The sequence below is a fragment of the Albimonas sp. genome (assembly GCF_055129145.1).
On record NZ_JBSRTQ010000061.1, the window covers coordinates 1 to 23,801 of the forward strand.

At 70.3% G+C, this 23,801-nt stretch carries 21 protein-coding genes; 10 read left to right on the plus strand and 11 right to left on the minus strand.

Annotation, left to right across the window (positions count from 1 at the left end; translation table 11 throughout):
- Positions 1 to 81 precede the first annotated feature (81 nt).
- Positions 82 to 456 (minus strand): helix-turn-helix domain-containing protein, encoded by a 375-nt coding sequence (locus ACTB72_RS11180; protein WP_463037075.1) that lies wholly within the window; start codon positions 454 to 456, stop codon positions 82 to 84.
- A gap of 395 nt (positions 457 to 851) precedes the next feature.
- Here ACTB72_RS11180 and ACTB72_RS11185 point away from each other — a divergent pair, with 395 nt between their 5' ends.
- Complete coding sequence (locus tag ACTB72_RS11185; protein ID WP_463037076.1) at positions 852 to 1,799, plus strand: DMT family transporter; 948 nt, start codon at positions 852 to 854, stop codon at positions 1,797 to 1,799.
- A gap of 74 nt (positions 1,800 to 1,873) precedes the next feature.
- On the opposite strand, the gene ACTB72_RS11190 is transcribed toward ACTB72_RS11185, so the two are convergent.
- Entirely contained in the window at positions 1,874 to 2,671 is a 798-nt protein-coding gene (locus ACTB72_RS11190) for a calcium-binding protein (protein WP_463037077.1), read from the minus strand.
- A gap of 237 nt (positions 2,672 to 2,908) precedes the next feature.
- On the opposite strand from ACTB72_RS11190, the gene ACTB72_RS11195 reads away from it, so the two are divergent.
- Positions 2,909 to 4,111, plus strand: coding sequence for a pyridoxal phosphate-dependent aminotransferase (locus tag ACTB72_RS11195; protein ID WP_463037078.1), 1,203 nt, complete (start codon positions 2,909 to 2,911; stop codon positions 4,109 to 4,111).
- 369 nt (positions 4,112 to 4,480) lie between these two features.
- Here ACTB72_RS11195 and ACTB72_RS11200 read toward each other — a convergent pair whose 3' ends face one another.
- The 4 genes from ACTB72_RS11200 to ACTB72_RS11215 all read right to left on the minus strand — a co-directional run bounded on the left by ACTB72_RS11200 (position 4,481) and on the right by ACTB72_RS11215 (position 9,890).
- A complete protein-coding gene (locus ACTB72_RS11200; RefSeq protein WP_463037079.1) occupies positions 4,481 to 6,241 on the minus strand; it encodes a dipeptide ABC transporter ATP-binding protein in 1,761 nt (586 codons plus the stop codon).
- Positions 6,242 to 6,249: 8 nt separating this feature from the next.
- Entirely contained in the window at positions 6,250 to 7,215 is a 966-nt protein-coding gene (locus tag ACTB72_RS11205; protein ID WP_463037080.1) for an ABC transporter permease, read from the minus strand.
- A gap of 49 nt (positions 7,216 to 7,264) precedes the next feature.
- Positions 7,265 to 8,236, minus strand: coding sequence for an ABC transporter permease (locus ACTB72_RS11210; RefSeq protein ID WP_463037081.1), 972 nt, complete (start codon positions 8,234 to 8,236; stop codon positions 7,265 to 7,267).
- Between the two features lie 88 nt (positions 8,237 to 8,324).
- Positions 8,325 to 9,890: an ABC transporter substrate-binding protein gene (locus ACTB72_RS11215; RefSeq protein ID WP_463037082.1), complete on the minus strand. Its 1,566-nt coding sequence runs from the start codon at positions 9,888 to 9,890 to the stop codon at positions 8,325 to 8,327.
- Positions 9,891 to 10,167: 277 nt separating this feature from the next.
- Here ACTB72_RS11215 and ACTB72_RS11220 point away from each other — a divergent pair, with 277 nt between their 5' ends.
- The gene (locus tag ACTB72_RS11220) at positions 10,168 to 10,395 is read left to right on the plus strand and encodes a hypothetical protein (RefSeq protein ID WP_463037083.1); all 228 of its coding nucleotides are present in this window, start codon (positions 10,168 to 10,170) and stop codon (positions 10,393 to 10,395) included.
- Here ACTB72_RS11220 and ACTB72_RS11225 read toward each other — a convergent pair.
- On the minus strand, positions 10,377 to 11,138 hold the full coding sequence (locus tag ACTB72_RS11225; RefSeq protein WP_463037084.1) for a glycosyltransferase family 2 protein: 762 nt from the start codon (positions 11,136 to 11,138) through the stop codon (positions 10,377 to 10,379). The genes ACTB72_RS11220 and ACTB72_RS11225 overlap by 19 nt on opposite strands.
- 281 nt (positions 11,139 to 11,419) lie before the next feature.
- Here ACTB72_RS11225 and ACTB72_RS11230 point away from each other — a divergent pair, with 281 nt between their 5' ends.
- From ACTB72_RS11230 to ACTB72_RS11245, 4 genes are all read left to right on the plus strand, one after another.
- Positions 11,420 to 12,052 (plus strand): lectin-like protein, encoded by a 633-nt coding sequence (locus ACTB72_RS11230; RefSeq protein ID WP_463037085.1) that lies wholly within the window; start codon positions 11,420 to 11,422, stop codon positions 12,050 to 12,052.
- A gap of 261 nt (positions 12,053 to 12,313) precedes the next feature.
- A complete protein-coding gene (locus ACTB72_RS11235; protein ID WP_463037086.1) occupies positions 12,314 to 12,928 on the plus strand; it encodes a VPLPA-CTERM sorting domain-containing protein in 615 nt (204 codons plus the stop codon).
- 283 nt (positions 12,929 to 13,211) lie between these two features.
- Entirely contained in the window at positions 13,212 to 14,915 is a 1,704-nt protein-coding gene (locus ACTB72_RS11240; RefSeq protein ID WP_463037087.1) for a bifunctional sulfate adenylyltransferase/adenylylsulfate kinase, read from the plus strand.
- A 191-nt stretch (positions 14,916 to 15,106) separates the two neighbouring features.
- Positions 15,107 to 16,150: a GGDEF domain-containing protein gene (locus tag ACTB72_RS11245; RefSeq protein WP_463037088.1), complete on the plus strand. Its 1,044-nt coding sequence runs from the start codon at positions 15,107 to 15,109 to the stop codon at positions 16,148 to 16,150.
- Between the two features lie 138 nt (positions 16,151 to 16,288).
- Here the strand turns inward: ACTB72_RS11245 and ACTB72_RS11250 are convergent, their stop codons facing one another.
- The 4 genes from ACTB72_RS11250 to mdoH form a co-directional block, all read right to left on the minus strand.
- Complete coding sequence (locus ACTB72_RS11250; RefSeq protein WP_463037089.1) at positions 16,289 to 17,143, minus strand: D-amino-acid transaminase; 855 nt, start codon at positions 17,141 to 17,143, stop codon at positions 16,289 to 16,291.
- A 14-nt stretch (positions 17,144 to 17,157) separates the two neighbouring features.
- Positions 17,158 to 18,135, minus strand: a complete 978-nt coding sequence (gene dgcA / locus ACTB72_RS11255) for an N-acetyl-D-Glu racemase DgcA (RefSeq protein WP_463037090.1) — start codon at positions 18,133 to 18,135, stop codon at positions 17,158 to 17,160.
- A gap of 4 nt (positions 18,136 to 18,139) precedes the next feature.
- Positions 18,140 to 19,138, minus strand: a complete 999-nt coding sequence (gene dgcN, locus ACTB72_RS11260; RefSeq protein ID WP_463037091.1) for an N-acetyltransferase DgcN — start codon at positions 19,136 to 19,138, stop codon at positions 18,140 to 18,142.
- Between the two features lie 253 nt (positions 19,139 to 19,391).
- Positions 19,392 to 21,200, minus strand: coding sequence for a glucans biosynthesis glucosyltransferase MdoH (gene mdoH, locus ACTB72_RS11265; RefSeq protein WP_463037092.1), 1,809 nt, complete (start codon positions 21,198 to 21,200; stop codon positions 19,392 to 19,394).
- A gap of 274 nt (positions 21,201 to 21,474) precedes the next feature.
- On the opposite strand from mdoH, the gene ACTB72_RS11270 reads away from it, so the two are divergent.
- The 3 genes from ACTB72_RS11270 to ACTB72_RS11280 form a co-directional block, all read left to right on the plus strand.
- The gene (locus tag ACTB72_RS11270) at positions 21,475 to 22,461 is read left to right on the plus strand and encodes a zinc-dependent alcohol dehydrogenase (protein ID WP_463037093.1); all 987 of its coding nucleotides are present in this window, start codon (positions 21,475 to 21,477) and stop codon (positions 22,459 to 22,461) included.
- Positions 22,462 to 22,609: 148 nt separating this feature from the next.
- The gene (locus ACTB72_RS11275; RefSeq protein ID WP_463037094.1) at positions 22,610 to 23,002 is read left to right on the plus strand and encodes a 6-pyruvoyl trahydropterin synthase family protein; all 393 of its coding nucleotides are present in this window, start codon (positions 22,610 to 22,612) and stop codon (positions 23,000 to 23,002) included.
- A partial coding sequence (locus ACTB72_RS11280; protein WP_463037095.1) for a glycosyltransferase family 4 protein occupies positions 22,999 to 23,801 on the plus strand: 803 nt, incomplete at its 3' end. The genes ACTB72_RS11275 and ACTB72_RS11280, both read left to right, overlap by 4 nt.

Below are 23,801 nucleotides of genomic sequence, written 5' to 3' on the forward strand. Positions count from 1 at the left end.
CCAGCGCGCCGCGGGCGGTCGGCCGCCGCCCGCGCCCCGTCGACGCGGCGCTTCCTGCGCGGTGCGTCCGCCGCGGTCGGCTCAGCCCTCGCCCGCCTCCCGCAGCCGCTTTTCCAATCGGCTGATCCGGTCGAGCAGGCGCTGCTGCCCCGCCCGGATCTCGCGCAGCTCGGCAAGGGTGGAGCGGCGGGCGGCGTCGCCCGAAGGCTCGGGGCTCACCCCGCCCTCGCCCTGCCCGGTCAGCAGCCAGATGATCGAGACGTTGAGCAGCCCCGCGATCATCTGCAGCTTGTTGGCCCGCGGCTCGGACCGGTCGCCCTCCCAGTTCTGAAGGGTCGAGAGCCGGACCCCGGCGCGCGAGGCGAGCTGGGACGGAGTGAAGCCCAACGCCTCCCGCGCCGCGGCCAGGCGGTCGCCGAAGGTGGCGGCGTCGTCGCCGTAATAGTCGTCGGTCATGCGATCCTTTTCCCTGCGAACGGGTCCCCTGCGAACGGTCGGCGCCTCGGGGCGGCGCCTCGGCCGGGCCGGGCGCGACCCGAAGCCCGCGCCGGCGCGCCTCCGCGCGAGAAGTCCGAGCCTCGCGCCCCCGGCCGGAGTTATGCACCGGGCAGGTCGACGCAGCACGGCCGCGCGCGACCTCCCGGGGTCGGGAGGCGACAAGCGACCGTGCCGGGTCCGCGCCGCAGGATCCGGGCTGCGCCGGCGTCCGCCCCACGCTATGGCTGTCGGACCGCGCGGGGGCGCGCCCTTCGCGTCGCGTCGCGCGGCAGGGCCGCCCCGCCCCGAGACCGCGCCTCGGATCCCCGGCGCGCCTGCAACCCGCGACCCGCGACCCGAACGGAACCTCAGCCATGCGAATGACCAACCGCGCCTGGACCTATCTCCTGCTGCTCGGCCTGATCTGGGGCGGCAGCTTCGTGGCCGTCGGCGCGGCGCTGACCGAAATGGGCCCCTTCGCCGCCGTGTTCTGGCGGACCGGGCTGGGCGCGCTGGCGCTCTGGGTCGTGGCGGCGGCGATCCGCCCGGCGATCCCGCGCGATCCGCGGTTCTGGGCCGCCTGCGCGGTGATGGGCGCGCTCAACAACGTGATCCCCTTCACCCTCATCGCCTGGGGACAGCAGAGCATCGAGAGCGGGCTGACCTCCATCCTCAACGCCGCCACCGCGGTCTTCGGCGCGCTCGCCGCCGCCGTCCTCCTGCCCGACGAGCGGCTGACGGCGCGGCGCGCGGTCGGCGTGGGTCTCGGCGTGGCCGGGGTCGCCGCGATCACCGGGCCGGAGGCGCTGAGCGGGTTCGACCCGCGCAGCCTCGGCCAGATCGCGGTGCTGGGCGGCGCGCTCAGCTACGCCTTCGCCTCGGTCTGGGCGCGGCTGCGGCTGACCGGGGCGCCGCCGCTGGTCGCGGCGGCGGGGATGACCACGATGGCCTTCGCGATGATGGTTCCGCTGACGCTCTGGGTCGAGGGCCCGCCCTCGCTGGCGCTCTCGCCCGCGGTCTGGGGGGCGGCGCTCTATTACGGCGTGCTGGGGGCCGGGGCGGCCTATCTGCTCTACTACGCCCTGATGCGCGAGGCCGGGGCGGCGAACACCATGCTGGTGACGCTGGTGATCCCGCCGATCGCGATCCTCGCCGGCTGGGCGATCCTGGACGAGACGCTGTCGGCCAACGCCTATCTGGGGCTCGGGCTGATCGGGCTGGGCCTGGCGGTGATGGACGGGCGACTGATCGGCCTCGGTCGAGCGGAGCGCCGCGCGCCCCCCGTCCCGACAGGCGCCGCGTCGACGTCGCGCGAGCCCTGACCGCCCGCCCGCGGCGCGTGGCCGGGACGGCGCCTGGGCGTGCCGTCGCCCCGCGGCGGCGTCTCCGCCCGCGATCAGCCGAAAAGAAAGTCGCGCGCGTCCAGGTCCGCCGCCTCGACGTCGAGCAGCAGGATCTCGGTCTGCGCGAAGGAGATCCGCGCCCCGCGGGGCGCGTCGGAAATTTCGAGATCCCCGAAGCTCGCCGCCCCGCGCCCGATCACCAGCAGGTCGCGACCCTCGCCGAAGTCGAAGATCACGTCGCGCCCTTCGCGCGCTCCGAATTCGAACCGGTCCGCGCCGCGGCCGCCGGTCAGCCGGTCGTCGCCGCGCCCGCCGATCAGGATGTCGTCGCCGGCCTGGCCCTTCAGCACGTCGTCGCCGGCGCCGCCGATCAGCCGGTCCGCCCCGCCGCCGCCGTTGAGCCGGTCGTCGCCCCGCCCGCCGATCAGCGCGTCCTCGCCGGCCCGGCCCACCAGCCGGTCGTCGCCGCCCCGGCCCTTGACCACGTCGTCGCCGCCGAAACCGTTGAGCAGATCGGCCCCGTTCGAGCCGAACAAGCGGTCGTCATCGCGCAGCAGATAACGGTAGACGCCCGCCACCGGGCCGTAGAGGGCCGGCTCGTCGATCCTCGCGTCGAGCTGACGGAACTCCGTCGCGACCAAGCCGTCGACGAAGCTGACCACGGCGCTGAGCGGGCCCGTGGCCACCGCTGTGGTCTCGTCGACCTGGATGAATTCGAAGACGCCGTAGTAGATGTCGCGATACCCCTCCGCCTCCACCGTCAGGGACGACCCGGATGCCTGGGTGATCTCGCCTGCGGGCGCGTCGGACGCGTTCATGTCGAAAGGGACCTGGGCGCGAAACACCGCCATGGAAAAACCTCCGGTCGCGGGGACAGAGCGAGGCGACACGCTCCCATGCCGGCGCGGGGCCCGTCAAGGCGGCGGCGGGCGGCGCGGTTTCGGACGTCGCCGCCGCGGCGCGATCCGTGAAGGGCAAAGCGCCGCGAATCGCACCTCCCGCCTTGCCCCGCGCCCCGCCCGGGCCTAACAAAAGCCCGCTCCGCGCGACCCGCGCCGGGGCGATCCGAACCTTCCGGGAGCATCCCAATGGCCTTCCTCGCCGACAGTCTCGCCCGCGTGAAACCCTCCGCGACCATCGCCGTCACCAACAAGGCGCGCGAGCTGAAGGCGGCCGGCAAGGACGTCATCGGTCTCGGCGCCGGAGAGCCCGATTTCGACACGCCCGACCACATCAAGGCCGCCGCCAAGGACGCCATCGATCAGGGCCTGACCAAATACACCGCCGTCGACGGCATCCCCGAGCTGAAGCAGGCGATCTGCGACAAGTTCCAGCGTGAGAACGGGCTGACCTATCAGCCCTCCCAGATCACCGTCTCCACCGGCGGCAAGCAGGTGCTCTACAACGCCCTGATGGCCACGATGAACCCGGGCGACGAAGTGCTGATCCCCGCGCCCTACTGGGTCTCCTACCCCGACATGGTGCTGCTGGCCGGTGGCGAGCCGGTGGCGATCGACACCTCGATCGAGACCAATTTCAAGATCACGCCCGAGCAGCTCGACGCGGCGATCACGCCCAAGACCAAGTGGCTGATCTTCAACTCGCCCTCCAACCCCTCGGGCGCGGGCTACACGCGCGATGAGCTCAAGGCGCTCACCGACGTGCTGATGAAGCATCCCCATGTCTGGGTGATGACCGACGACATGTACGAACACATCGTCTACCCGCCCTTCGTCTTCGCGACGCCGGCGCAGGTCGAGCCCGCGCTCTACGACCGCACGCTGACCTGCAACGGCGTCAGCAAGGCCTATGCGATGACCGGCTGGCGCATCGGCTATGCCGGCGGGCCCGAGGCGCTGATCAAGGCGATGGGCAAGATCCAGTCGCAGTCGACCTCGAACCCGACCTCGATCTCCCAATACGCCGCCCTCGCCGCCCTGACCGGCCCGCAGGACTACATCGCCGAGAGCCGCGTCGCCTTCCAGCGCCGCCGCGACCTGGTGGTGTCGATGCTCAACCAGGCGACCGGGCTCAAGTGCCCGACGCCGGAGGGCGCGTTCTACGTCTATCCCGATCTCTCGGCCCTGATCGGCAAGACCGCGCCGTCTGGCAAGGTGATCGCGACCGACGAGGACTTCGCCTCCGAGCTGCTGGAGGTCGAGGGCGTGGCGGTGGTGTTCGGCTCGGCCTTCGGGGCCTCGCCCTGCTTCCGGGTCAGCTACGCGACCTCGGACGAAGTGCTGGAGGAGGCGTGCTCGCGCATCCAGCGCTTCTGCGGGTCGCTGAAGTAAGCCGACCGGTTCACCGGATCGGATCGCGGGAAAGGGGCGTCTTCGGGCGCCCCTTTTTCGTGCGGGTTGCGAGCGCGGAACGCGCCGCATCGAGGGCGCGCCTGCCTACGCCAAGGCTATTCCACGATGATACGCTGCGTTGAGACGCACTGTTCTCCCCGGCGCTCCAATTCGCGGTAAATGGCTTCTTGCTCGCTGGGAAGGGTTATGTAGTCCGGGCCAAGCAACCTGCACAGAAAGCCGCTAGGCTTAGACTTGACAGTGCTGTCATCGATTGGACCAGTGCACCCAGCAAGGCAAATCAAAATGAGAAATATATAGCGCATGCAGGTATAATCCTCTGATTTCTCAGTCTGACATAGCGCGGAGTCAGCCCACCGGGTCCAGCATCTCCATCGACGGCATCAGCTCCATCAGGTGCCGGGTGTAGGGATGCTCCGGCGCATCGAACAGGCGCTCGGCCGGGGCGATCTCGCAGATCGCGCCGTGGCGCATCACCGCCACCCGGTCGCACATCTGGCGGATCACCGGCAGGTCGTGGCTGATGAACAGCATGGTCAGGCCCAGCTCCTCCTGCAGATCGCGCAGCAGGTTCAGGATCGTCGCCTGCACCGACACGTCGAGCGCCGAGGTCGGCTCGTCGCAGATCAGGATGCGGGGGCGCGACGCCAGCGCGCGCGCGATGGAGATGCGCTGCCGCTGCCCGCCCGAGAATTCGTGCGGATAGCGCCGCGCCGCCTGCGCGCCGAGGCCGACATGGTCGAGCAGGTCGCCGACGATGCGCCGCGTCTCCGCCTCCGACCCGGTGAGGCGGAAGAAGCGGATCGGCTCGGCCACGATGTCGATCACCCGCATCCGGGCGTTCAGCGACGAATAGGGATCCTGAAAAATCATTTGCAGCGACCGCCGCGCCGCGCGCGCCCGCGGATCGCGCGGGTTCGAGCTGACGTCCTGCCCCATCAGCCGCACCACGCCCGCGTCGGGCCGATAGAGCCCGGCGATCAGCCGCGCCACGGTGGATTTGCCGGAGCCGCTCTCGCCCACGATCCCGAAGGTCTCGCCCTGGGCGACGTCGAAGCCGACCGCGTTCACCGCCTTCAGCATCTTTCGGTTTTTCGGGAGCAGCGACCGGCGAAGGGTGAAGCTGAGGTCCAGCCCCTCGACCGACAGCGCCGGCCCCTGCCCCCCCGAACCTGGCCCGGCCGCCTCGCGCGCGGCGGCGCCGAGCCAGTGGGTTTTCACGTCGATCCGCCGCGTCGGGCCCGCGCCGCCCTCGATATAGTCGACCGAGGCGAAGCGTTCCAGCCGCCGGTCGGCCCGGGGCACCGCGGCGATGAGGCTTTTGGTGTAGGCGTGCCGGGGCCTTCCAAGGATCTGGGCGACCGGCCCCGTCTCCACCACTTCGCCGCGATACATCACGCAGACCCGGTCGGCGATCTCGGCGATCACCCCGATGTCGTGGGTGACGATGATCACGCCCACGTTCCGCTCCCGGCAGAGCGTCCGGATCAGGTCGAGGATCTGGGCCTGGATCGACACGTCGAGCGCGGTGGTGGGCTCGTCGGCGATGATCAGGTCGGGCTCGCCCGCCAGCGCCAGCGCGATCACCACCCGCTGCCGCATGCCGCCCGAGAACTGATGCGGATAGGCGTGGAGCCTCGCGCGCGCCTCGGCGATGCCCACGTCCGCGAGCAGCTGTTCGGCGCGGGCTTTCGCCTGCGTCTCGTTCAATCCGAGGCATTTGCGGATGGTCTCGACCAATTGCGCGCCGATGGTCTTGAGCGGGTCGAGCGAGGTCTGCGGATCCTGGAAAATCATGCCGATGCGGTCGCCGCGGATCCGGCGCATCTCGTCCTCGGTCCGGCCGCGGAGACTCTCGCCCTGGAAGTCGATGCGCCCCGCCGAAACCCGGCCCGGCGGCTCCAGCAGGTCGATGATCGCGGCGCCGATGGTGGATTTGCCGGCCCCGCTCTCGCCCACCAGCCCCAGCACCTCGCCGCGCGCGACGCGCAAGCCGACGTTGCGGGCGGCCTTCACGGTGCCGCGACGGGTCGGGAATTCGACGTCGAGACCCTCGATCTCCAGCAGCTGGGTCACGTCCGCGTCGGGCGTCAGGGGGGTGTCGCGCATGACCGGCCTCATCGCAGCTTGGGGTTCAGGGCGTCGCGCATCCAGTCGCCCAGCAGGTTCACCGAGAACACCAGCGTCACCAGCGCGATGGCCGGGAACAAGGTGATCCACCAGAGGCCGGAGAACAGGAACTCGTTCCCCACCCGGATCAACGTGCCGAGCGACGGCGTGGTCGGCGGAATCCCCTGGCCGAGGAACGACAGCGTCGCCTCGGCGATGATGGCGAGCGCGAGGCCGATGGTGGCGAGCACCATCACCGGGCGCAGCACGTTGGGCAGCACATGGCGCAGCATGATCAGCCAGGCAGGCAGGCCGATGACGCGGGCGGCCATGACGTATTCCTTCTGCGCCTCGACCATCGTCGCCCCGCGGGCGACGCGGGCGAATTGCGGCCAGTCGGTGAGCCCGATGGCGAGGATCACCACATAGATCGCGAAATCGTCGCGGACCTCCGGCGGGATCACGGCGCGGCCGATGCCGTTGATCAGGATGGCGAGCAGGATGCCGGGGATGGTCAGCTGCACGTCCGCGACCCGCATCACGGCGGCATCCACCGCGCCGCCGAAATAGCCCGAGATCACGCCGAGCCCGACGCCCAGCGTCATCCCCAGAAGCACCGCCGTCAGCCCGACGATGATCGAGAGCCGCCCCCCGTAGAGGATGGTCGAGAGCATGTCGCGGCCCTGGTTGTCGGTGCCGAGCAGGTATTGCGGCTGGCCGTCCGCGGTCCAGGCGGGCGGGAGCTTGCCGTCCCAGAGCGAGATCTGCGCCGGGTCGAACGGGTTGAACGGCGCGATCAGCGGCGCGGCGAAGCAGGCGAGGATGGCGAGCAGCGTGATCGCCGCGGCGATCATCGCGGTGGGCGAGCGGGTGAAGGAGAACGCGACGTCGTTCTCCATCAGCCGGGCGAAAAATCCCATGCGGCCCTGATGGGCGGGACGCGCGCCGAGGTCGTCATCGGGGGTGGCGGTCATGGGCGGGCTCCTCGGGCGGGTGCGGACGGGGAGGCGGGGCGCGCGCGCATCAGGCGGTCCCGATGCGGATGCGGGGGTCGATGGCGACGTAGAGGATGTCGACCACCAGGTTGATCACCACGAACATCAGCGCCACGAAGACCAGATAGGCGGACATGATCGGCACATCGACGAAATCGACCGACTGGATGAACATCAGCCCGGTGCCCGGCCACTGGAACACCGTCTCGGTGATCACCGAAAAGGCGATGAGGTTGCCGATGTTGAGGCCGATGACGGTGATGACGGGCACGAGCGTGTTCTTCAGCGCATGGCCGAAATTCACCGCGCGCTCCGACAGACCCCGCGCGCGGGCGAATTTGATGAAGTCGGTGCGCATCACCTCCATCATCTCGGCCCGCACCAGCCGCAGGATCATCGTGGCCTGGAAGAGCGAGAGGGTGATGGCCGGCAGGATGATCGAGGCCCAGCCGTCGCGCGTCAGCAGCGAGGTCTTCCACCACCCCAGATCGACGGTGCCCGAGCGGCCCGACGACGGCAACCAGCGCAGATGCACCGCGAAAAGATAGATCAGCCCGATGCCGATGATGAAGGTCGGCAGCGACACGCCGACCAGCGAGGACGAAAGCAGCGCTTTCGACAGCCACGAATGCCGTCGGATGCCCGTGTAGACCCCGGCCGCGATGCCAAATCCCATGGCGAGGATGGCGGAGACGAAGACCAGCTCCAGCGTCGCGGGCAGACGCTCGAGGATCAGATCCTCCACGGGGCGGCGGATGCGGTAGCTGACCCCGAATTCGCCCTGCACGATGTTGCCGACGAAGCGGGCGTATTGCACGAGGATCGGGTCCTCGAGCCCCAGCTCGACGCGGATGCGGGCGCGGTCCTCGCGCGTCGCATCCTGGCCGACCATGTTGTTGACCGGATCGCCGACGAAATTGAACAGCGAGAAGCTGACCGCCGACACCGCCAGCATGACCAGCAGCGATTGCGCAAGGCGGCGCAGGATGAAGGCGACCATGAGGTTCCCCTGACGTCGACGGAATTCGGGGTGGAACGTCGCGAAGCGGGGCGGCCCGCGTCCGTGGACGCGGACCGCCCCGGCCGGATCACTCCGACATCACCACGAAGCGCGGACGCAGCCCGTCATCGGCGGCGATGGGCGCCTCGACCTTGTCGGTCATCGCCCAGGCGATCACCTGATGATGGAGGGGGATGTAGGGCATGTCGGCCTTGATGATCTCCCAGGCCTCCATGATCTTCGCCGTCCGCTTGGGGATGTCGATCTCGGTCTCGATGGCGGTGGTGATCTCGTTCACCCGGGCGTTGTCGTAGCCGGTCGCGTTCCACGAGCCGTCGCCGGCGACGAGGTAGGAGAACACGTAGTGGCTGTCGAGCGTCGGCACGCCCCAGCCCAGCATGTAGAAATCGGTCTGCCGGTTCTGCAGCTTGGGGAAGTGCTGGGCCTTGGGCACCGCGTCGAGCTTCACCTTCACGCCGATCTTGGCGAGCATGCCGACCACGGCCTGACAGATCTTCTCGTCGTTGTTGTAGCGGTTGTTGGGGCAGTCGAGCTGCACCGAGAAGCCGTCGGGATAGCCCGCCTCCTCCAGCAGGGCCTTGGCTTTGGTCGCGTCGAAGGCGTAGGGCGCGTCGTTGTCGGGGGTGTTGCCGAGCACGCCCGGCGGCGCGATCATGCCGGTGGGGAAGCTCAGCCCCTCCATCACCACGCGCTGGATGGCCTTCTTGTCGACGGCGAGGTTCATCGCCTCGCGCACCTTCACGTCGGCGAAGGGGTTCTTGCCCTTCACGTCCGAAGACGCGAGCTCGGCCGCGCCCTGGTTCATGCCGAGGAAAATGGACCGGATCTGGGAGACCGTCTCCACCTTCAGGCCCTGGGCCGCCTTGATCCGCTCCAGGTCCTGCAGCGGCGGGTCGAGCACGAAGTCGACTTCGCCCGAGAGGAGGGCCGCCACGCGGGTCGCGGCGTTGGAGATCGGGCGGTAGACGATCTTCTGCACGTTGCCCGGGAATTCGTCCCAGCCCCACCAGGCCTCGTTGCGGGTCATCTCGGTCAGTTCGTCGGGCGCGCGCGACGCGAGGATGTAGGGCCCGGTGCCGTTGGCGTTGCGGACCGCATAGGTCTCCTGCTTCGCGGCGAAGTCCTGGGGGACCAGCACGTCGTGCGCTTCGGACCAGCCCTTGTCCATGATGTAGACCGAGGTCAGCTGGTTGGGCAGGATCGGGTTCGGCCCGTCGGTGCGCAGGATGACGGTGAGCGGATCGACGATCTCGACCGCCGTCACGCCCTTGACCTGCTCCTTCCAGTCCGAGGAGGGGGCGAGCGCGCGTTCGAACGAGAACTTCACGTCCTCGGCGGTGAAATCCTCGCCGCCATGGAACTTCACGCCCTCGCGCAAGGTGAACTTCCATCCGCCCTCCACCGGCTCCCAGGCCGTGGCGAGCTCGGGCTCGAGGTTGAGCTGCGCGTCGCGGGTGACGAGGCTCTCGTAGATCTGGCCCGTCATCGCGATGGTCGGGCCTTCGTTCTGCGAATGCGGATCCATGGTCAGGGCGTCGCCCTGGCTGGTCCATCGGAAGGTCTGGGCCGAGGCCGGCGCGGCCACGAGCGCGAGGACGGCGACGGACGCCCCCCAGCGTGCGAACTTGGTCATGGAACCTCTCCTGTCGGTCATTTGCTGGCCGTTCGTATTGACGCCCAGCGTCGTCGGGGACGTGGACCGATCTACGCTAAACGCAAGAATCGCGTGCGGACAAGGCGCGGATCGCGGCGGCGCGGCGACAGCGGCGGAGTAACGCGAACGTGAGCGTCAGGCGCCGGATCGCCGCGCTCCGGGGCCGGGCTTGGCAATCGGGCGCGGATCGGCGACACCGGCGCCCTGCCCCGCCCCTGCCCCGCCCCTGCCCGCAGCCTGCCGGAGACCGAGCCCGATGACCGCAATCCTGATCGGCTTCGCCATCGGCGGCGTCTTCGCGCTGATCCATCGCACCTGCGAGGCGCTGGGGATTTCAGCGCTCAATCAGGGGCTTGTGACCTCGGCCGGGCTCGCCGCGATGATCGGGGCCTGCCTGTGGTTCGACGGCTGGATCCTCGCCGCGGTGGCGGGGTTCGTGGTCGCGCTGTCGGCGATGCTGGCGGTTCAGTCGGCGCGGCGCTGAGCCCGCTCGATCATCTTGGCGATGCGCAGCCAGCGGGCGAAGGCGATGCAGGTGGCGAAGACCAGCCCGTCCCAGCCGCCCAGCGCATGCCCGCGCAACAGATAGCTTTTCACGAACACCACCGGGAATTCGACCAGCAGGCGGGCGCGCAGCTTCCAAAGCGCGCGGGGTTTCGCCGCCTCGGCCTGGAACGAGGAATAGGCGTTCTCCTTGGCCACCAGCCCGGCCCAGTCGAGGAACGGGACATGGTGGATCGGGGCGCGCAGGCGCTTGACCGGGCCCGTGGTCTCCACCCGGTCGAACAGCGGATGGTCGCGATAGCGCCCGGCGTCGCGGTGATAAAGGCGCACCACGTCGTAGTCGTTGGCCAGCGGCCGGGGCCGGTCGCGGCCGGGATAGAGGTTGAGGATGCGGGTCCGGTAGGCGGCGGGGGCCGGGTCTGTCGCCAGCAGCGCCCGGATCTCGGCCGCGAGCGCGGGCGTCACGATCTCGTCCGCGTCGAGGTTCAGCCGCCAGGCGTGCCGGCACAGATCCTCGGCGAACCGCTTCTGGGCGCCGTAGCCGGTCCAGTCGCGATGATGCGCCTCCGCCCCCGCCGCGCGGGCGATGTCCGGCGTGCCGTCGGTCGAGCCCGAATCCACCACCACCACCTGATCGGCCAGCCCGTCGAGCGCCGCCAGCGTGCGCGGCAGGCGCGCGGCCTCGTTGAGGGTGATGAGAAAGACCGAGAGCGGCGCGGTCACGGGGCGGAGGCTCCTGGCGAATCACCGCGCGGGCGAAGCGGCGAAAGGGCGGCCCGGGTCCGCCGATGGCGGGCTGGGACGGAATCGCGACCGGGGCGGCGGATGGCGAACGGAAACGATCTGCAATGATGGGCGGCGGCGTCGCCGGGGCGAAGATTACCCGTTTCGCAGCGGCGAGAAAAGGCGGGCTCGGCGGCCGATACGGCTGGACCACGATTTTCGTCACAGGCATGAATATCGCGTTCACAAGCGTCGCTGTTCAGCGTGTATCGGAGCCTCCAATGAGCCATTTTCCCAAGGCCGCCGCCCTCGCCCTCGCCGCCGCGGCGGGGCTGAGCGTCCCGCATCCGGCGGTCGCCGCGCCGGTGCAGTGGCTCGTCGCGGATGGCGGCAACGATCACTGGTATGAATACGTCACCACCGCCGTGAGCTGGACGCGGGCCCGGTCGAACGCGCTCGCGAGCGTTTTCCGGGGCGAGAACGGCTACCTCGCCACCGTCCTCAGCGCGGAGGAATACGACTTCCTCGGCGGGCTGACCGGGAATGTGAACGCATGGCTCGGCGGCTCCGACGCCAATGTCGAGGGAACCTGGATCTGGGTCGACGGGCCGGAGGCGGGCGAGGTCTTCTGGCAGAACGGCACGTCGATCGGCTACTCGAACTGGCGGGTGTTCGAGCCAAGCAACGGCGGTCGCGGCGAAGATTACCTGATGGGCTGGTGGATCAGCGGCAAGTGGAACGACTCCGACGGCGGAACTCCGATCGGATACGTCGTCGAATACGAGAACAATCCGACATACGTGCCGGCTCCCGCCGCCGCGGGCCTGCTGACCTCGGGGCTCCTGACCCTGGGGCTTCTGCGCCGGCGCCGCGCGGCGGCGGCCGGAGCTGGAACGACATGCCCGGGTCCGTGACCAGGGCCTGCATCCTGGAATAGGGCGCGACCGCCGTCCCGGCCGCGACGCCGCCCGCCGCCCGCCGCCGTTCCGATGCGGATCGCGGCGGCGGTCGGGTCCGCGGCGCTCCAGCGTCGCCGAACCTGAGCTCGCGCTGCGGATGATCTCGTTTAGCGGGAAGACAATCCGTGCGCAAACTCACATTCCGCTACGTAATTGTGGACGAACCGTCTCCGCTGCCGCAGGAATCGTTCATCAGAAACGTTGGGGAAACCTCGGATGAAAGCGATTTCGAAAACCGCGGCGCTTGCGCTGGCGGCGAGCCTGGCTGCCTCGGGCGCGGCGCGGGCGGTTCCGGTGCAGTGGGAAGCGTCGGACGGCGGCAACGGCCATTGGTATGAGCTGGTGACCGGCAGCTTCACCTGGAGCCAGGCGCGCAGCGCGGCGCTGGGCATGACCCATCTGGGGATGGGCGGCTATCTCGCCACGGTGATGACGGAGGCCGAGCACCTGTTCATCACCAGCGAGGTCAATCCCTCGCCGCTCTACGCGTGGCTCGGCGGGACCGACGCGGCGGTGGAGGGCGAATGGCGCTGGGCCGACGGCCCCGAAGCGGGTCAGCTGTTCTGGAGCGGCGGACCCGGCGGAACCGCCTATTCCTTCGAGGACTGGAACAGCATCGAGCCCAACGACACCGGCGGGAACGAGGACTATCTGGGCGGCTGGGCGTCGGGGACCGGGCTGTGGAACGACGTGTCGGGCGCGACCTCGATCGGGGCCTTCATCGTGGAATACGGGCCCGCCGCCGCCGTGCCGCTGCCCGCCGCCGCGCCGATGCTGGTCGCGGGCCTGGGCGGATTCGTCCTGCTGCGCCGGCGCCGCGCCGCCGGCTGAGGGCCGCGCCGCGGCGCGGGCGGGCGCGCCAGTTGACCTTGCGTCCTCGCGCGCGCCCGACCGTTTCCTGAACCGCGCCCGACGGCGCGGTTCACCTCCCGATCACCCCCGCCCCGAAACGCCCATCGCTTCGCCCGACCTTTTGTCGCGGTGCAGCGAAACCGGCGACCGGAGGTTGCGTTTCCGCAGCGCCCGGGCCAGAACGCCGCAGATGCCCGGCTGCGCGCCCCCTTCGGAGGCGGACGCGTCGCGCCCTGCCATGCGTGCCAAGCGAGATCCCGAGATGACCGCACCCAACACGACGCCGATCCCCGAGCTTTACGTCTCCCATGACAGCGCGACCAAGCTCAAGCTCGAAGCCGGAAATCTCCCGTCCTGGGACCTGACCGAGCGTCAGGTCTGCGATCTCGAGCTGCTGATGAACGGCGGCTTCAACCCGCTGAAGGGCTTCCAGACCGAGGCCGACTATGACGGCGTGGTCGAGAACATGCGCACCGCCGACGGCGCGCTGTGGCCGATCCCCATCACGCTCGACGTGTCCGAGAAATTCGCCGAGACCGTCGCGCCGGGCCAGGACATCGCGCTGCGCGATGCGGAAGGCGTGATCCTCGCCATCCTGTCGATCACCGACAAATGGACGCCCAACAAGGCGCGCGAGGCCGAAAAGGTGTTCGGCGCCGACGATCTCGCCCACCCGGCGGTGCATTACCTGCACAACATCGCCGGCCCCGTCTATCTGGGCGGCCCGATCACCGGCATCCAGCAGCCGATCCACTACGACTACCGCTCGCGCCGCGACACGCCCAACGAGATGCGCGCCTTCTTCCGCAAGATGGGCTGGCGCAAGGTCGTGGCCTTCCAGACCCGCAACCCGCTGCACCGGGCCCATCAGGAGCTGACCTTCCGCGCCGCGCGCGAAGCCCAGGCCAACCTGCTGATCCACCCGGTGGTGGGCATGACCAAGCCGGGCGACGTCGACCATTTCACCCGCGTGCGCTGCTACGAGGCGGTGCTCGACAAATATCCCCAGTCCACCACCCACCTGTCGCTGCTGCCGCTCGCCATGCGCATGGCCGGTCCGCGCGAGGCGGTGTGGCACGGCCTGATCCGCAAGAACCACGGCGTGACCCATTTCATCGTCGGCCGCGACCATGCCGGCCCCGGCAAGAACTCCGCCGGCGACGATTTCTACGGCCCCTATGACGCCCAGGAGCTGTTCGCCGAGCACGAGGCCGAGATCGGCGTTGAGATGGTCCCGTTCAAGCACATGGTCTATGTGCAGGAGCGCGCCCAGTACGAGCCGGCCGACGAGATCGAGGACGGCGTGACCGTGCTCAACATCTCGGGCACCGAGCTGCGCCGCCGCCTGCAGGAAGGCCTGGACATCCCCGAGTGGTTCTCGTTCCCCGAAGTGGTGACCGAGCTGCGCCGGACCCGTCCGCCGCGGGCCGCCCAGGGCTTCACGGTGTTCTTCACCGGGCTGTCGGGGTCGGGCAAGTCGACCATCGCCAACGCGCTGATGGTGAAGCTGATGGAGCTGGGCGGACGCCCGGTGACGCTGCTCGACGGCGACGTGGTGCGCAAGCACCTGTCCTCCGAGCTCGGTTTCTCCAAGGAGCACCGCGACATCAACATCAAGCGGATCGGCTACGTCGCCTCCGAGATCACCAAGAACGGCGGCATCGCCATCTGCGCGCCGATCGCGCCCTATACGGCGACCCGCCGTGCGGTGCGCGAGATGGTCGAAGCCTACGGCGCCTTCATGGAGGTGCATGTCGCGACCTCGCTGGAGGAATGCGAACGGCGGGACCGCAAGGGCCTCTACAAGCTCGCCCGCGAAGGCAAGATCAAGGAGTTCACCGGCATCTCGGACCCCTATGAGGCCCCCGAAAAGCCCGAGCTGCGCGTCGACACCGAGGGCCAGGAAGTCGACAACTGCGCCCAGCAGGTGATCCTCAAGCTGGAGCAGCTCGGCCTGATCGGCTGACCTGCCCCTGAGGGTCCGCCCTCGGACCAGAGACCCGAAAACGCCCCGCCGCTTCCCAGCGGCGGGGTTTTTCGTTTGGGGGCCCGAAGCGCCCGAGATTAGGCATTTTCAAACGGTTTTCCGTGCATGGTCCCGCGCGGCGGCGCTTGGCTTCGTCCGACGCCGCCTGTGGTCACGGGGGACCGGAGCAGTTGGAAACCATCAGGCCCGAACACACCCGGCGCGAGGCGTTCGAGGCTGTGACCGCGCGCGCCTACCGGGTGCTGGAGGAGGCGTCGCGCCGCGGCATCCCCCCTGATCCGCGGGTCTACGAGCTGCTGTTCATCCATCTCGAAGGCGCCGATCCCGAGCTGTCGGAAGCGGTGGAGATGCTGCTGCCCGAAGGCGAGAGCGCGAGCCTGAACGCCGTGGATCGCCTCTATGAGGAGCATCTGGCCTACGGCGACAAGGCCCGCCGCTATGTGGAGATCGGGGCGCAGGCGGAGCAGGAGCTCGGCGCCCTCTGCGTCTCGCTGGCGCGCAAGTCGGCGGATGACGACCGGTTCCGGGACACGCTGGCCGAGGCGCGGGACGGGATGTCGTTCCTGATGCGCCCCTCGACCGCGCGCAAGGTCATCCGCGACATGATCGAGGTCACCGAAACCTACGCCGCGCGCAGCGACTATTTCGCCGGCGAGCTGGCTGCGGCCCGCGCCCAGATCGGCAGGCTGCATGACGAGCTGAAGGAGCTGCGCGAAAGCGCCTTCGCCGACCATCTCACCGGGCTCGCCAACCGAAGACGCTTCGACCTGGCGCTGGCTCTGGAGATCGACGCGCGGCCGAGCCGCGGGCCGCTCTCGCTGGTGATGACCGATGTGGACCTGTTCAAGCGGGTCAACGACCAGTTCGGACATTCGGTCGGCGATTCGGTGCTGAAGCAATATGCGCGGCTCATCCGGCAGAACGTGCAGGGCAAGGACACGCCGGCGCGCTATGGCGGGGAGGAGTTCGCCTTGATCCTGCCGGCGACCGAGCTGCTGGGCGCGCGGCATGTGGCGGAGCGGATCCGCCAGAGCCTGGCGGCGCGCAGTTTCGTGGTGTCGGACACCAGGGCGCGTCTGGGCGCGGTGACGGCGTCGTTCGGCGTCGCCGAGCATCGGGAGGGGGAGACGGCGGCGGAGCTGATCGCCCGCTGCGACGCGGCGCTATACCGGGCGAAGAATACGGGCCGCAACCGGGTGGTGACGGCGAGCTGAGCGCATCGCGGACCGGGGCGGACCGCTCGCGCCCCGCCCCGGTTCGACCGGCCCGACGTCGACCCGCCGCGCGGGCGCCCCGGCGCCACCGGCGCGCGGGGCGTCGCGCGGCCCCCGCAGGGCCAGGCGCCGCAGCGATCAGATCGCGGTGCGGCGGCTCTCCTCCACATAGATCTCGCGCAGGCGCGTCGCCACCGGACCCGGCGCGCCGGAGCCGAGCTTCACCCCGTCGATCTCCACGACCGGCATCACGAAGGCCGAGGCCGAGGTCACGAAAGCCTCCGCCGCATCCTTGGCCTCGGCGATGGAGAAGGCGCGCTCCTCGACCGAGATCTGCGCCTCGGCCGCGTAGCGCATCAGCGAGGCGCGGGTGATCCCGGCCAGCAGGTCATTCGAAAGCTGCCGCGTGACCAGAGTGCCGGCCTTGGTCACGATCCAGGCGTTGTTCGAGGTGCCCTCGGTGACCATGCCGTCCTCGACCAGCCAGGCGTCGTCCGCCCCGGCCGCCTTCGCCGCCATCTTCGCCATCGACGCATACAGAAGCTGCGTGGTCTTGATGTCCCGGCGATGCCAGCGCAGGTCGTCCATGGCGATGACCTTGGAGCCGCGCTCGGCCATCGGGCTCGCGACGATCGCCTTGGCCTGGGTGAACAGCACCAGCGACGGCGTCATGTCCTTGGTCCAGGCGAAATCGCGATCCGCGGCGCCGCGGGTCACCTGCATGTAGACCGCGCCCTCGGCCACCTCGTTGCGGCTCACCAGCTGGCGGTGGATCTCGAGGATCTCCTCCGGCGTCGCCGGCATCGGGATTTCGAGCTCGCCGAGCGAACGGGCCAGCCGGGCCTCATGCCCGGCGTAGTCCAGAAGCTTGCCGTCAAGCACCGAGGCGACCTCATAGACGGCGTCGGCCATCAGGAAACCCCGGTCGAAGATCGAGATCTTCGCGTCTTCCTCGGGGAGATACTCGCCGTTCACATAGACGATGCGGGACATGTCGAAAAACTCCTTCAGCCCCAGAGGGCCGGTTCGGACGGATGGACGCCGTCGGCGTCGAAACGAAGCGGCGTGTCGCGGTCTTCGGCCAGCAGCAACGGCCCGTCGAGATCGGTGACCGCGCCCCCCTGCGCCACCAGCACCGCCGGCGCCATGGCGAGCGAGGTGCCCATCATGCAGCCGGTCATGATCCCGTAGCCCTGGCCGCGCGCGAGGTCGCGCAGCGCCAGCGCCTCGGTCAGGCCGCCGGTCTTGTCGAGCTTGATGTTGATCATGTCGTAGCGGCCCTTCAGGGCCGGCAACGAGGCGCGGTCGTGGCAGCTTTCGTCGGCGCAGACCGGCAGGGGCCGGGCGACTTCGGCCAGCGCCTCGTCCTGGCCCGCGGGCAGCGGCTGCTCGACCATGGCGACGCCCAGACGGATCAGCGCGGGGGCGAGTTCGGCGTATTCCGCCGCCGACCAGCCCTCGTTGGCATCGACGATGATGCGGGATTTCGGCGCGCCCTCGCGGACCGCCTCCAGCCGCGCCATGTCGCCCTCGCCGCCCAGCTTGATTTTCAGCAAGGGGCGGAACGCGTTCTCGGCGGCCTTGGCGCGCATCGAGGCGGGTTCGCCCAGCGAGAGGGTGTAGGCGGTGATCTGGGGTCCAGGCTTCTCCAGCCCGGCCAGTTCCCACACCCGCTTGCCGCTGCGCTTGGCTTCCAGGTCCCACAGCGCGCAGTCGACGGCGTTGCGTGCGGCGCCGGCGGGCAGCAGGGCCGAGAGCGTCACCCGGTCGAGCCCGGCCCTGGGCAGGCGCTCGATCTCCTCGATCACGCCCTCGACGGTCTCGTCATAGCGGGCGTAGGGCGTGCACTCGCCCCGGCCGCGATGGGTCCCGTCGGAGATCTCCACCGTCACCACGTTCTGCTCGGTGCGCGAGCCGCGCGAGATGGTGAACACCTCGCGCAGCTTGAACACGTCGCGGCGGGCCGTCAGGACCAGTCCGCTCATGGGCTCAGGCCATCATCGCATCGACGATGCGGCCCACGCCGGTGCGGAACGGATCGCAGGTGGGCAGGCCGTATTCGGCCTCGACCGCCTTGAGATAGTCGGCGGCTTCCTCGTCGGACATGGCGGCGGTGTTGATCGAGATGCCGATGACCTTGGCCGCGGGGTTCACCATCTTCGCCATGGTCAGCGCGAGGTCGGAGACGTCGCCGATGGAAGGCACCTGATAGTCCGGCAGGCCGCGCATATGGGCGCGGGTCGGCTCATGGCACACCACCAGCGCGTCGGGCTGGCCGCCATGGATCAGGGCCAGCGTCACGCCGGAATAGGAGGCGTGGTAGAGCGAGCCCTGCCCCTCGATCAGGTCCCAGTGATCCTCGGGCGCGTCGGGGGTGAGATATTCGATGGAGCCCGCCATGAAGTCGGCGATCACGGCGTCGAGCGGCACGCCGCCGCCTGTGATCAGGATGCCGGTCTGGCCGGTGGCGCGGAAGGTGCAGGGGATGGAGCGGGACGCCATCTCCTTCTCCATCGCGAGCGCGGTGTACATCTTGCCGACCGAGCAGTCGGTGCCGACGGCCAGGCACCGCTTGCCGGTCCGCTTCACGCCCGATGCGATGGGGTATTTGACGGTCGGGATGCGCACGTCATGCAGCTCGCGGCCGTTGGCCTTGGCGGCGGCGACCAGCTCGGGCTCGTCGCGCAGCAGGTTGTGAAGGCCGGAGGCGAGGTCCATGCCCTTTTCCAGCGCCTCTTTCAGCACGACCTTCCACGGCTCGGAGATCAGGCCGCCGCGATTGGCGACGCCGATGACCAGGGTTTTCACGCCCGCGGCGACCGCCTCGTCGATGGTCATGTCGGGCAGCTTCATGTCGGCCTTGCAGCCCGGCAGACGGAACTGGCCGGCGGCGACGGCGGGGTTCCAGTCGCGGATGCCCTGGGCGACCTTGGCGGCGAGGGGATCGGGCGCGTCGCCCAGAAAGAGCAGATAGGGTTGGGCGATCATGCGCGGCTCCGAATAGGTTCCCCGGGATGTCCGGGACGGTTTGGGTGGGCGGTTCAGGGTCGGGCGCAATCCAGCACCTGCGACGGGGGCGCGTCAATCGCCCCGGCGGGGGGAAATCGTCCCTTGGGCCGCGACACGCTAGCACCTCGTCCGCCCATAACTCTTGGGAATGTCATTTCATTCCACGAAACGGCGGGTCTGGGAGAATTTTTTTCCGCGCAGGGCGATAATCGCCCCCCGGCGCGCGCCGCGGTCAGGCGGCGCGGCGGTTCGGGCCGGCTTCGGCCTCGATCTTGGCGGCGGCGAGCGTGGCGCCGACGCGGACGAGCGACTCAGGGGCGGCGCGTTCCTCCGGCACGGCGCAGAGCCCCGCGCGGATCATCCAGCGGCCGAAGGCGGGCGAGGCGGTGGCGACCGCGAAAGGGATCGAAAGCGCGAGGCCCGCCAGCACCGGGGCCGCCCAGGGCAGCGCGCCCGACGCGCCCCAGGCGATGAGCAGCCCCAGGCCGAGGCCCATCAGGGTCTGCGGCCAGAGCCCCCGCGCGGCGTCGCCCCAGGAAAGCGCATGGGCGTCGCGGCTCTGCCCGGTCCAGCCCACCGCCCGTCCGAAGGGGAGGCCGGCGAGGAAGATCGTCACCCGCAGCGCCACCGCGGGGGCGAGGAGGATGGAGAACAGCGTCTCCGCCGACGCCCCGGCCGCGAAGCGCGCGCCGCCGCCGTAGCGGGCCATGCCGCCCGGGGTCAGCGCCACGTCGATCCAGCCGGCGACCTTGGGCACGAGGCTCATCGCGAACATGGCGACGAACATCACCACCCCGAAGGCGAGGTCCACGTCCGCGCCCTCCCCGCCGAGGATTTTCGCCGCGCCGGCGAGCGTCATCAGCATCCAGGCGGGCGCCCCGAAATACATGGCGATGGCGGCGAAGATCTGGAAGCGGGACATGGGCTTCAGCCCGCGCAGTCCCAGCAGCCGCAGATACTGCATGTTGCCCTGGCACCAGCGCAGGTCGCGGCGGGTGAACTCCATGAGCGTCGTGGGGTTGTCCTCCCAGCTCGGGCCCTCGACCGGGATCACGCGGACCTCATAGCCGGCGCGGCGCATCAGCGCCGCCTCGACCTGATCGTGGGAGAGGATGTCGCCCCCCAGAGGCGGTCGCCCGGGAAGGCGCGGCAGCGCGCAGCGGGCGCGGAACGGCGCGGTGCGCACCAGGGCGTTATGCCCCCAATAGGGCCCGCAATCGCCATGCCACCAGGCCGCGCCCATCGTGAAACTGCGCATGCCGTGGCGCATGCCGAACTGGAAGAGCCGCGCGAAGCCCGAGGTGGCGGGCGCGCCGACCACCAGGCTCTGCAGGATGCCGAGCCGGGGATGGGCCTGCATGATCCGGGTCATGCCGAGGATGGCCTCGCCCGCCATCAGGCTGTCGGAGTCGAGCGGCAGGATCAGATCGTAGTCCCGGCCGCGGCGCCGAAGGAACTCGCGGACATTGCCGGCCTTCCAGCCGCGGTTTTCGGCGCGCCTGCGGTAATGCGCGCCGCCCAGCAGCGGGAACCAGCGGGCGAAGGCGGCTTCCTCGGCGGCGACGGCGCCAGGCTCCTGACTGTCGGAGAGCACGTGCAGGTCGTATTGCGCGCCCTGCCCGGCGGCGTCGAGCGAGCGGCGCACCTCGGCCAGCCGCGCCAGCGCCCGGTCGGCGTCCTCGTGGCGCAGGCACAGGAGGACGGCGGTGCGCAGGCTGATCGGGGCGTCGCCTTCCGCGGCCGCAAGATGCGGCGCGGCGCGGGACAGCCCGTCGCGCGTTCCGTGCAGCAGCCACAGCCCCAGCACCGCGTTCCACGCCCCCATGATGGTCCAGGGCGCGCCGATGGCGATGCAAAGAAGGATCACCGCGTCCGAAGCCGAGATCCCCGCCGGCGACAGCATCCGCCACGCCCCCGCCAGCACCAGCGCCAGCCCGGCGAGGTTCAGCGCGGCGGCGATGACGCGCCGCCGGCGCAGGATCGCCGTCGATTGCAGCCCGGCGGGCGTCAGGCCCGGGGGCGCGGGCTCAGGCTCGGGCATGCGCTCCGGGGCCGGGACGACGCGCGGATGGGGTCGGTCGGGATCTGCGGCGTTGCTCATCGTGGAAGGGTGTCTCGCGCTGAGGGCGCTCGGCGCAGGGCGGCCGAGCGGTTGCTTGGGACGATGCTACGGATATGTGTGGCATGACCACCGATCCGGTTCGCCGGTCAAGTCGAATTGACCGAAGCGGAGCGTCGGGGTCTGGCCGGGCTTGCCTCCCCGACCGGGAGGGGGCGAGATGCGGCCCGACCCAGATCCCGACCCAAGGACCGGCATGACCAAAGCCTCCGACCCCCGCGCCTTGCGTTACGTGGCCCCGTTCCGGGCCGAGATCCGGCCGGAGCCGCCGGGCGAGGGCGATTGCCTGCTGCGCATGACCCGCTCCGCGCTCAGCCGCGGCACCGAGCGGCTGGTGTTCGAGGGGCGGGTGCCCGCCTCCGAGCACGCCCGGATGCGGGCGCCCTTCCAGGCCGGGGATTTCCCGTTCCCGGTGAAATACGGCTACTGCGCGGTGGCGGAGGTGATCGAAGGGCCGGCCGATCTGCGCGGCGCCCAGGTCTTTGCATTGCATCCCCATCAGACCCTGTTCCGTTTGCCGGCCGAGGCGCTGACCGCCCTGCCCGCCGGGCTTTCGCCCCGGCTGGGGGCGCTGGCCGCGAACATGGAGACGGCGTTGAACATCGTGTGGGACGCGCGGATCGCGCCCGGGGACCGGGTGGCCGTGGTGGGCGCGGGGCTGGTCGGGTGCCTCGTCGCGCGGCTCGCGGCCCGGATCCCGGGGACGGAGGTGTTCCTGTCGGATCGCGCGCCGGCGCGGGCGGCGACGGCGGCGGCGCTCGGCGTGACGTTCGCGGGACCGGGGGAGCTGCCGGAGGATTGCGACGTGGCGGTGCATGCTTCGGCCTCCGAGGCGGGGCTGGCCGCTGCGCTCGCCTGCCTCGGGCTCGAGGGGCGGCTGGTCGAGGCGTCGTGGTTCGGCGACGCCGCCCCGTCCGTGCCGCTCGGCGGAGCCTTCCATGCCCGCCGGCTGTCGGTGATCTCGTCCCAGGTCGGGCGGATCCCGGCGGGGCGGGCGGCGCGCTGGGATTTCCGGCGGCGGATGGGCGCGGCGCTGCGGCTGCTGTCGCAGGATCCCGGGCTGGAGGCGACGCTGATCGGGCCGGCGGAGGGGGACGTGGCCTTCGACGACCTGCCCGACCGGCTCGCCGCCCTGCTCGCCCCGGATGCGCCCGGGATCGCCACGCTGATCGCCTATCCTTGATGGCCCCGACAGGCGGACGGGCATCCGGCGATCAGGTTTCCGTGATCGCTGGCGGCGCGGCGCCGTATTGACCTCGGCCGCCACCCGACCAAGTTGCGCGGTCTGATCACCCAAGAGCGCGTTCGCGTGCCACCGGAGGGAATTCCCAATGTATGCGGTCGAAGTGCGCGATCACGTCATGCTGGCCCACTCGCTGCCCGGCGAGGTGTTCGGCCCCGCCCAGGGCCTGCACGGCGCGACCTATGTGGTCGACGTCGCCTTCTTCCGGCGTGAGCTGGGGCCGGAGCGGATCGTGGCCGATATCGGCCGGGCGCTCGACGCGCTGAAGGCCGCGCTCGCGCCGATCAACTACGTGAACCTCGACACCGTGTTCCCCGGCGAGCTGACCACCACCGAATGGCTCGCCCGCCACGTCTTCGACCAGCTGGCCGAGGCGGCGCGCGCCGGCGGGCTCGGCATGGGATCCGAGGGGATCGAGCGGATCCGGGTGACGCTGGTCGAAAGCCATGTGGCAAAAGCCTGGTACGAAGGCGACGTGTGACCATCGCGGCCACCTTCGCCATTCCGGGCGACCTCTCGACCCCCACCGGCGGTTACGAATACGACCGGCGGCTGATCGAGGCCGGGCCGGCGGCCGGGCTCCGGCTGACGCATCTGGCGCTTGCGGGCGGGTTCCCGGCGCCGACTGGGGCCGAGGCCGAGGCGGCGGTTTCGGCCATGGTAGCGAGCCCCGGTCCGGTGCTGGCCGACGGCCTGGCGCTCGGCGCGCTGCCGGCCGAGGCGATCCCCGAGGGGTTGGCCGCGCGGCTCGTCGCGCTCTGTCATCATCCGCTGGGGCTGGAGACGGGTCTTTCGCCGGAGGACTCGGCCCGGATGCTGGCCTCCGAAGCCGCGGTGCTGGCCCGTTGCGCGCGGGTGGTGGCGACCTCGCGCACCACCGCCGCCACCCTGCGCGACCGGATGGGCGTGGCGGAGGCGCGGATCGCCGTCGCCCCTCCGGGGCTGACCTCCGCCCCCGTCGCCGCGCGCAAGGGCCGGCCGCCGCTGATCCTCGGCGTCGGCACGATCTCGGCCCGCAAAGACTGGGGGACGCTGGTCGCGGCGCTCGCGCGCATCGCGGACCGCGACTGGACCTGCGTCCTCGCCGGCGACGAGACCCGCGACCCGGGCGAGACCGAAGCGCTGCGCGCGCGGATCGAGGCGGCGGGGTTTTCGCAGCGCATCCGCCTGCTCGGCGCGGTCGATCGGGCGGCGCTCGATGCGCTTTATCTGGAGGCGGACCTGTTCTGCCTGCCTTCCCGCTATGAAGGTTATGGGATGGTGATCGTCGAGGCGATGAT

Coding starts and splice junctions, on each gene's coding strand:
- ACTB72_RS11180 (WP_463037075.1), bottom strand. CDS start 456: ATGACCGACGACTATTACGGCGACGACGCCGCCACCTTCGGCGACCGC.
- ACTB72_RS11185 (WP_463037076.1), top strand. CDS start 852: ATGCGAATGACCAACCGCGCCTGGACCTATCTCCTGCTGCTCGGCCTG.
- ACTB72_RS11190 (WP_463037077.1), bottom strand. CDS start 2,671: ATGGCGGTGTTTCGCGCCCAGGTCCCTTTCGACATGAACGCGTCCGAC.
- ACTB72_RS11195 (WP_463037078.1), top strand. CDS start 2,909: ATGGCCTTCCTCGCCGACAGTCTCGCCCGCGTGAAACCCTCCGCGACC.
- ACTB72_RS11200 (WP_463037079.1), bottom strand. CDS start 6,241: ATGCGCGACACCCCCCTGACGCCCGACGCGGACGTGACCCAGCTGCTG.
- ACTB72_RS11205 (WP_463037080.1), bottom strand. CDS start 7,215: ATGACCGCCACCCCCGATGACGACCTCGGCGCGCGTCCCGCCCATCAG.
- ACTB72_RS11210 (WP_463037081.1), bottom strand. CDS start 8,236: ATGGTCGCCTTCATCCTGCGCCGCCTTGCGCAATCGCTGCTGGTCATG.
- ACTB72_RS11215 (WP_463037082.1), bottom strand. CDS start 9,890: ATGACCAAGTTCGCACGCTGGGGGGCGTCCGTCGCCGTCCTCGCGCTC.
- ACTB72_RS11220 (WP_463037083.1), top strand. CDS start 10,168: ATGACCGCAATCCTGATCGGCTTCGCCATCGGCGGCGTCTTCGCGCTG.
- ACTB72_RS11230 (WP_463037085.1), top strand. CDS start 11,420: ATGAGCCATTTTCCCAAGGCCGCCGCCCTCGCCCTCGCCGCCGCGGCG.
- ACTB72_RS11235 (WP_463037086.1), top strand. CDS start 12,314: ATGAAAGCGATTTCGAAAACCGCGGCGCTTGCGCTGGCGGCGAGCCTG.
- ACTB72_RS11240 (WP_463037087.1), top strand. CDS start 13,212: ATGACCGCACCCAACACGACGCCGATCCCCGAGCTTTACGTCTCCCAT.
- ACTB72_RS11250 (WP_463037089.1), bottom strand. CDS start 17,143: ATGTCCCGCATCGTCTATGTGAACGGCGAGTATCTCCCCGAGGAAGAC.
- dgcA (WP_463037090.1), bottom strand. CDS start 18,135: ATGAGCGGACTGGTCCTGACGGCCCGCCGCGACGTGTTCAAGCTGCGC.
- dgcN (WP_463037091.1), bottom strand. CDS start 19,138: ATGATCGCCCAACCCTATCTGCTCTTTCTGGGCGACGCGCCCGATCCC.
- mdoH (WP_463037092.1), bottom strand. CDS start 21,200: ATGCCCGAGCCTGAGCCCGCGCCCCCGGGCCTGACGCCCGCCGGGCTG.
- ACTB72_RS11270 (WP_463037093.1), top strand. CDS start 21,475: ATGACCAAAGCCTCCGACCCCCGCGCCTTGCGTTACGTGGCCCCGTTC.
- ACTB72_RS11275 (WP_463037094.1), top strand. CDS start 22,610: ATGTATGCGGTCGAAGTGCGCGATCACGTCATGCTGGCCCACTCGCTG.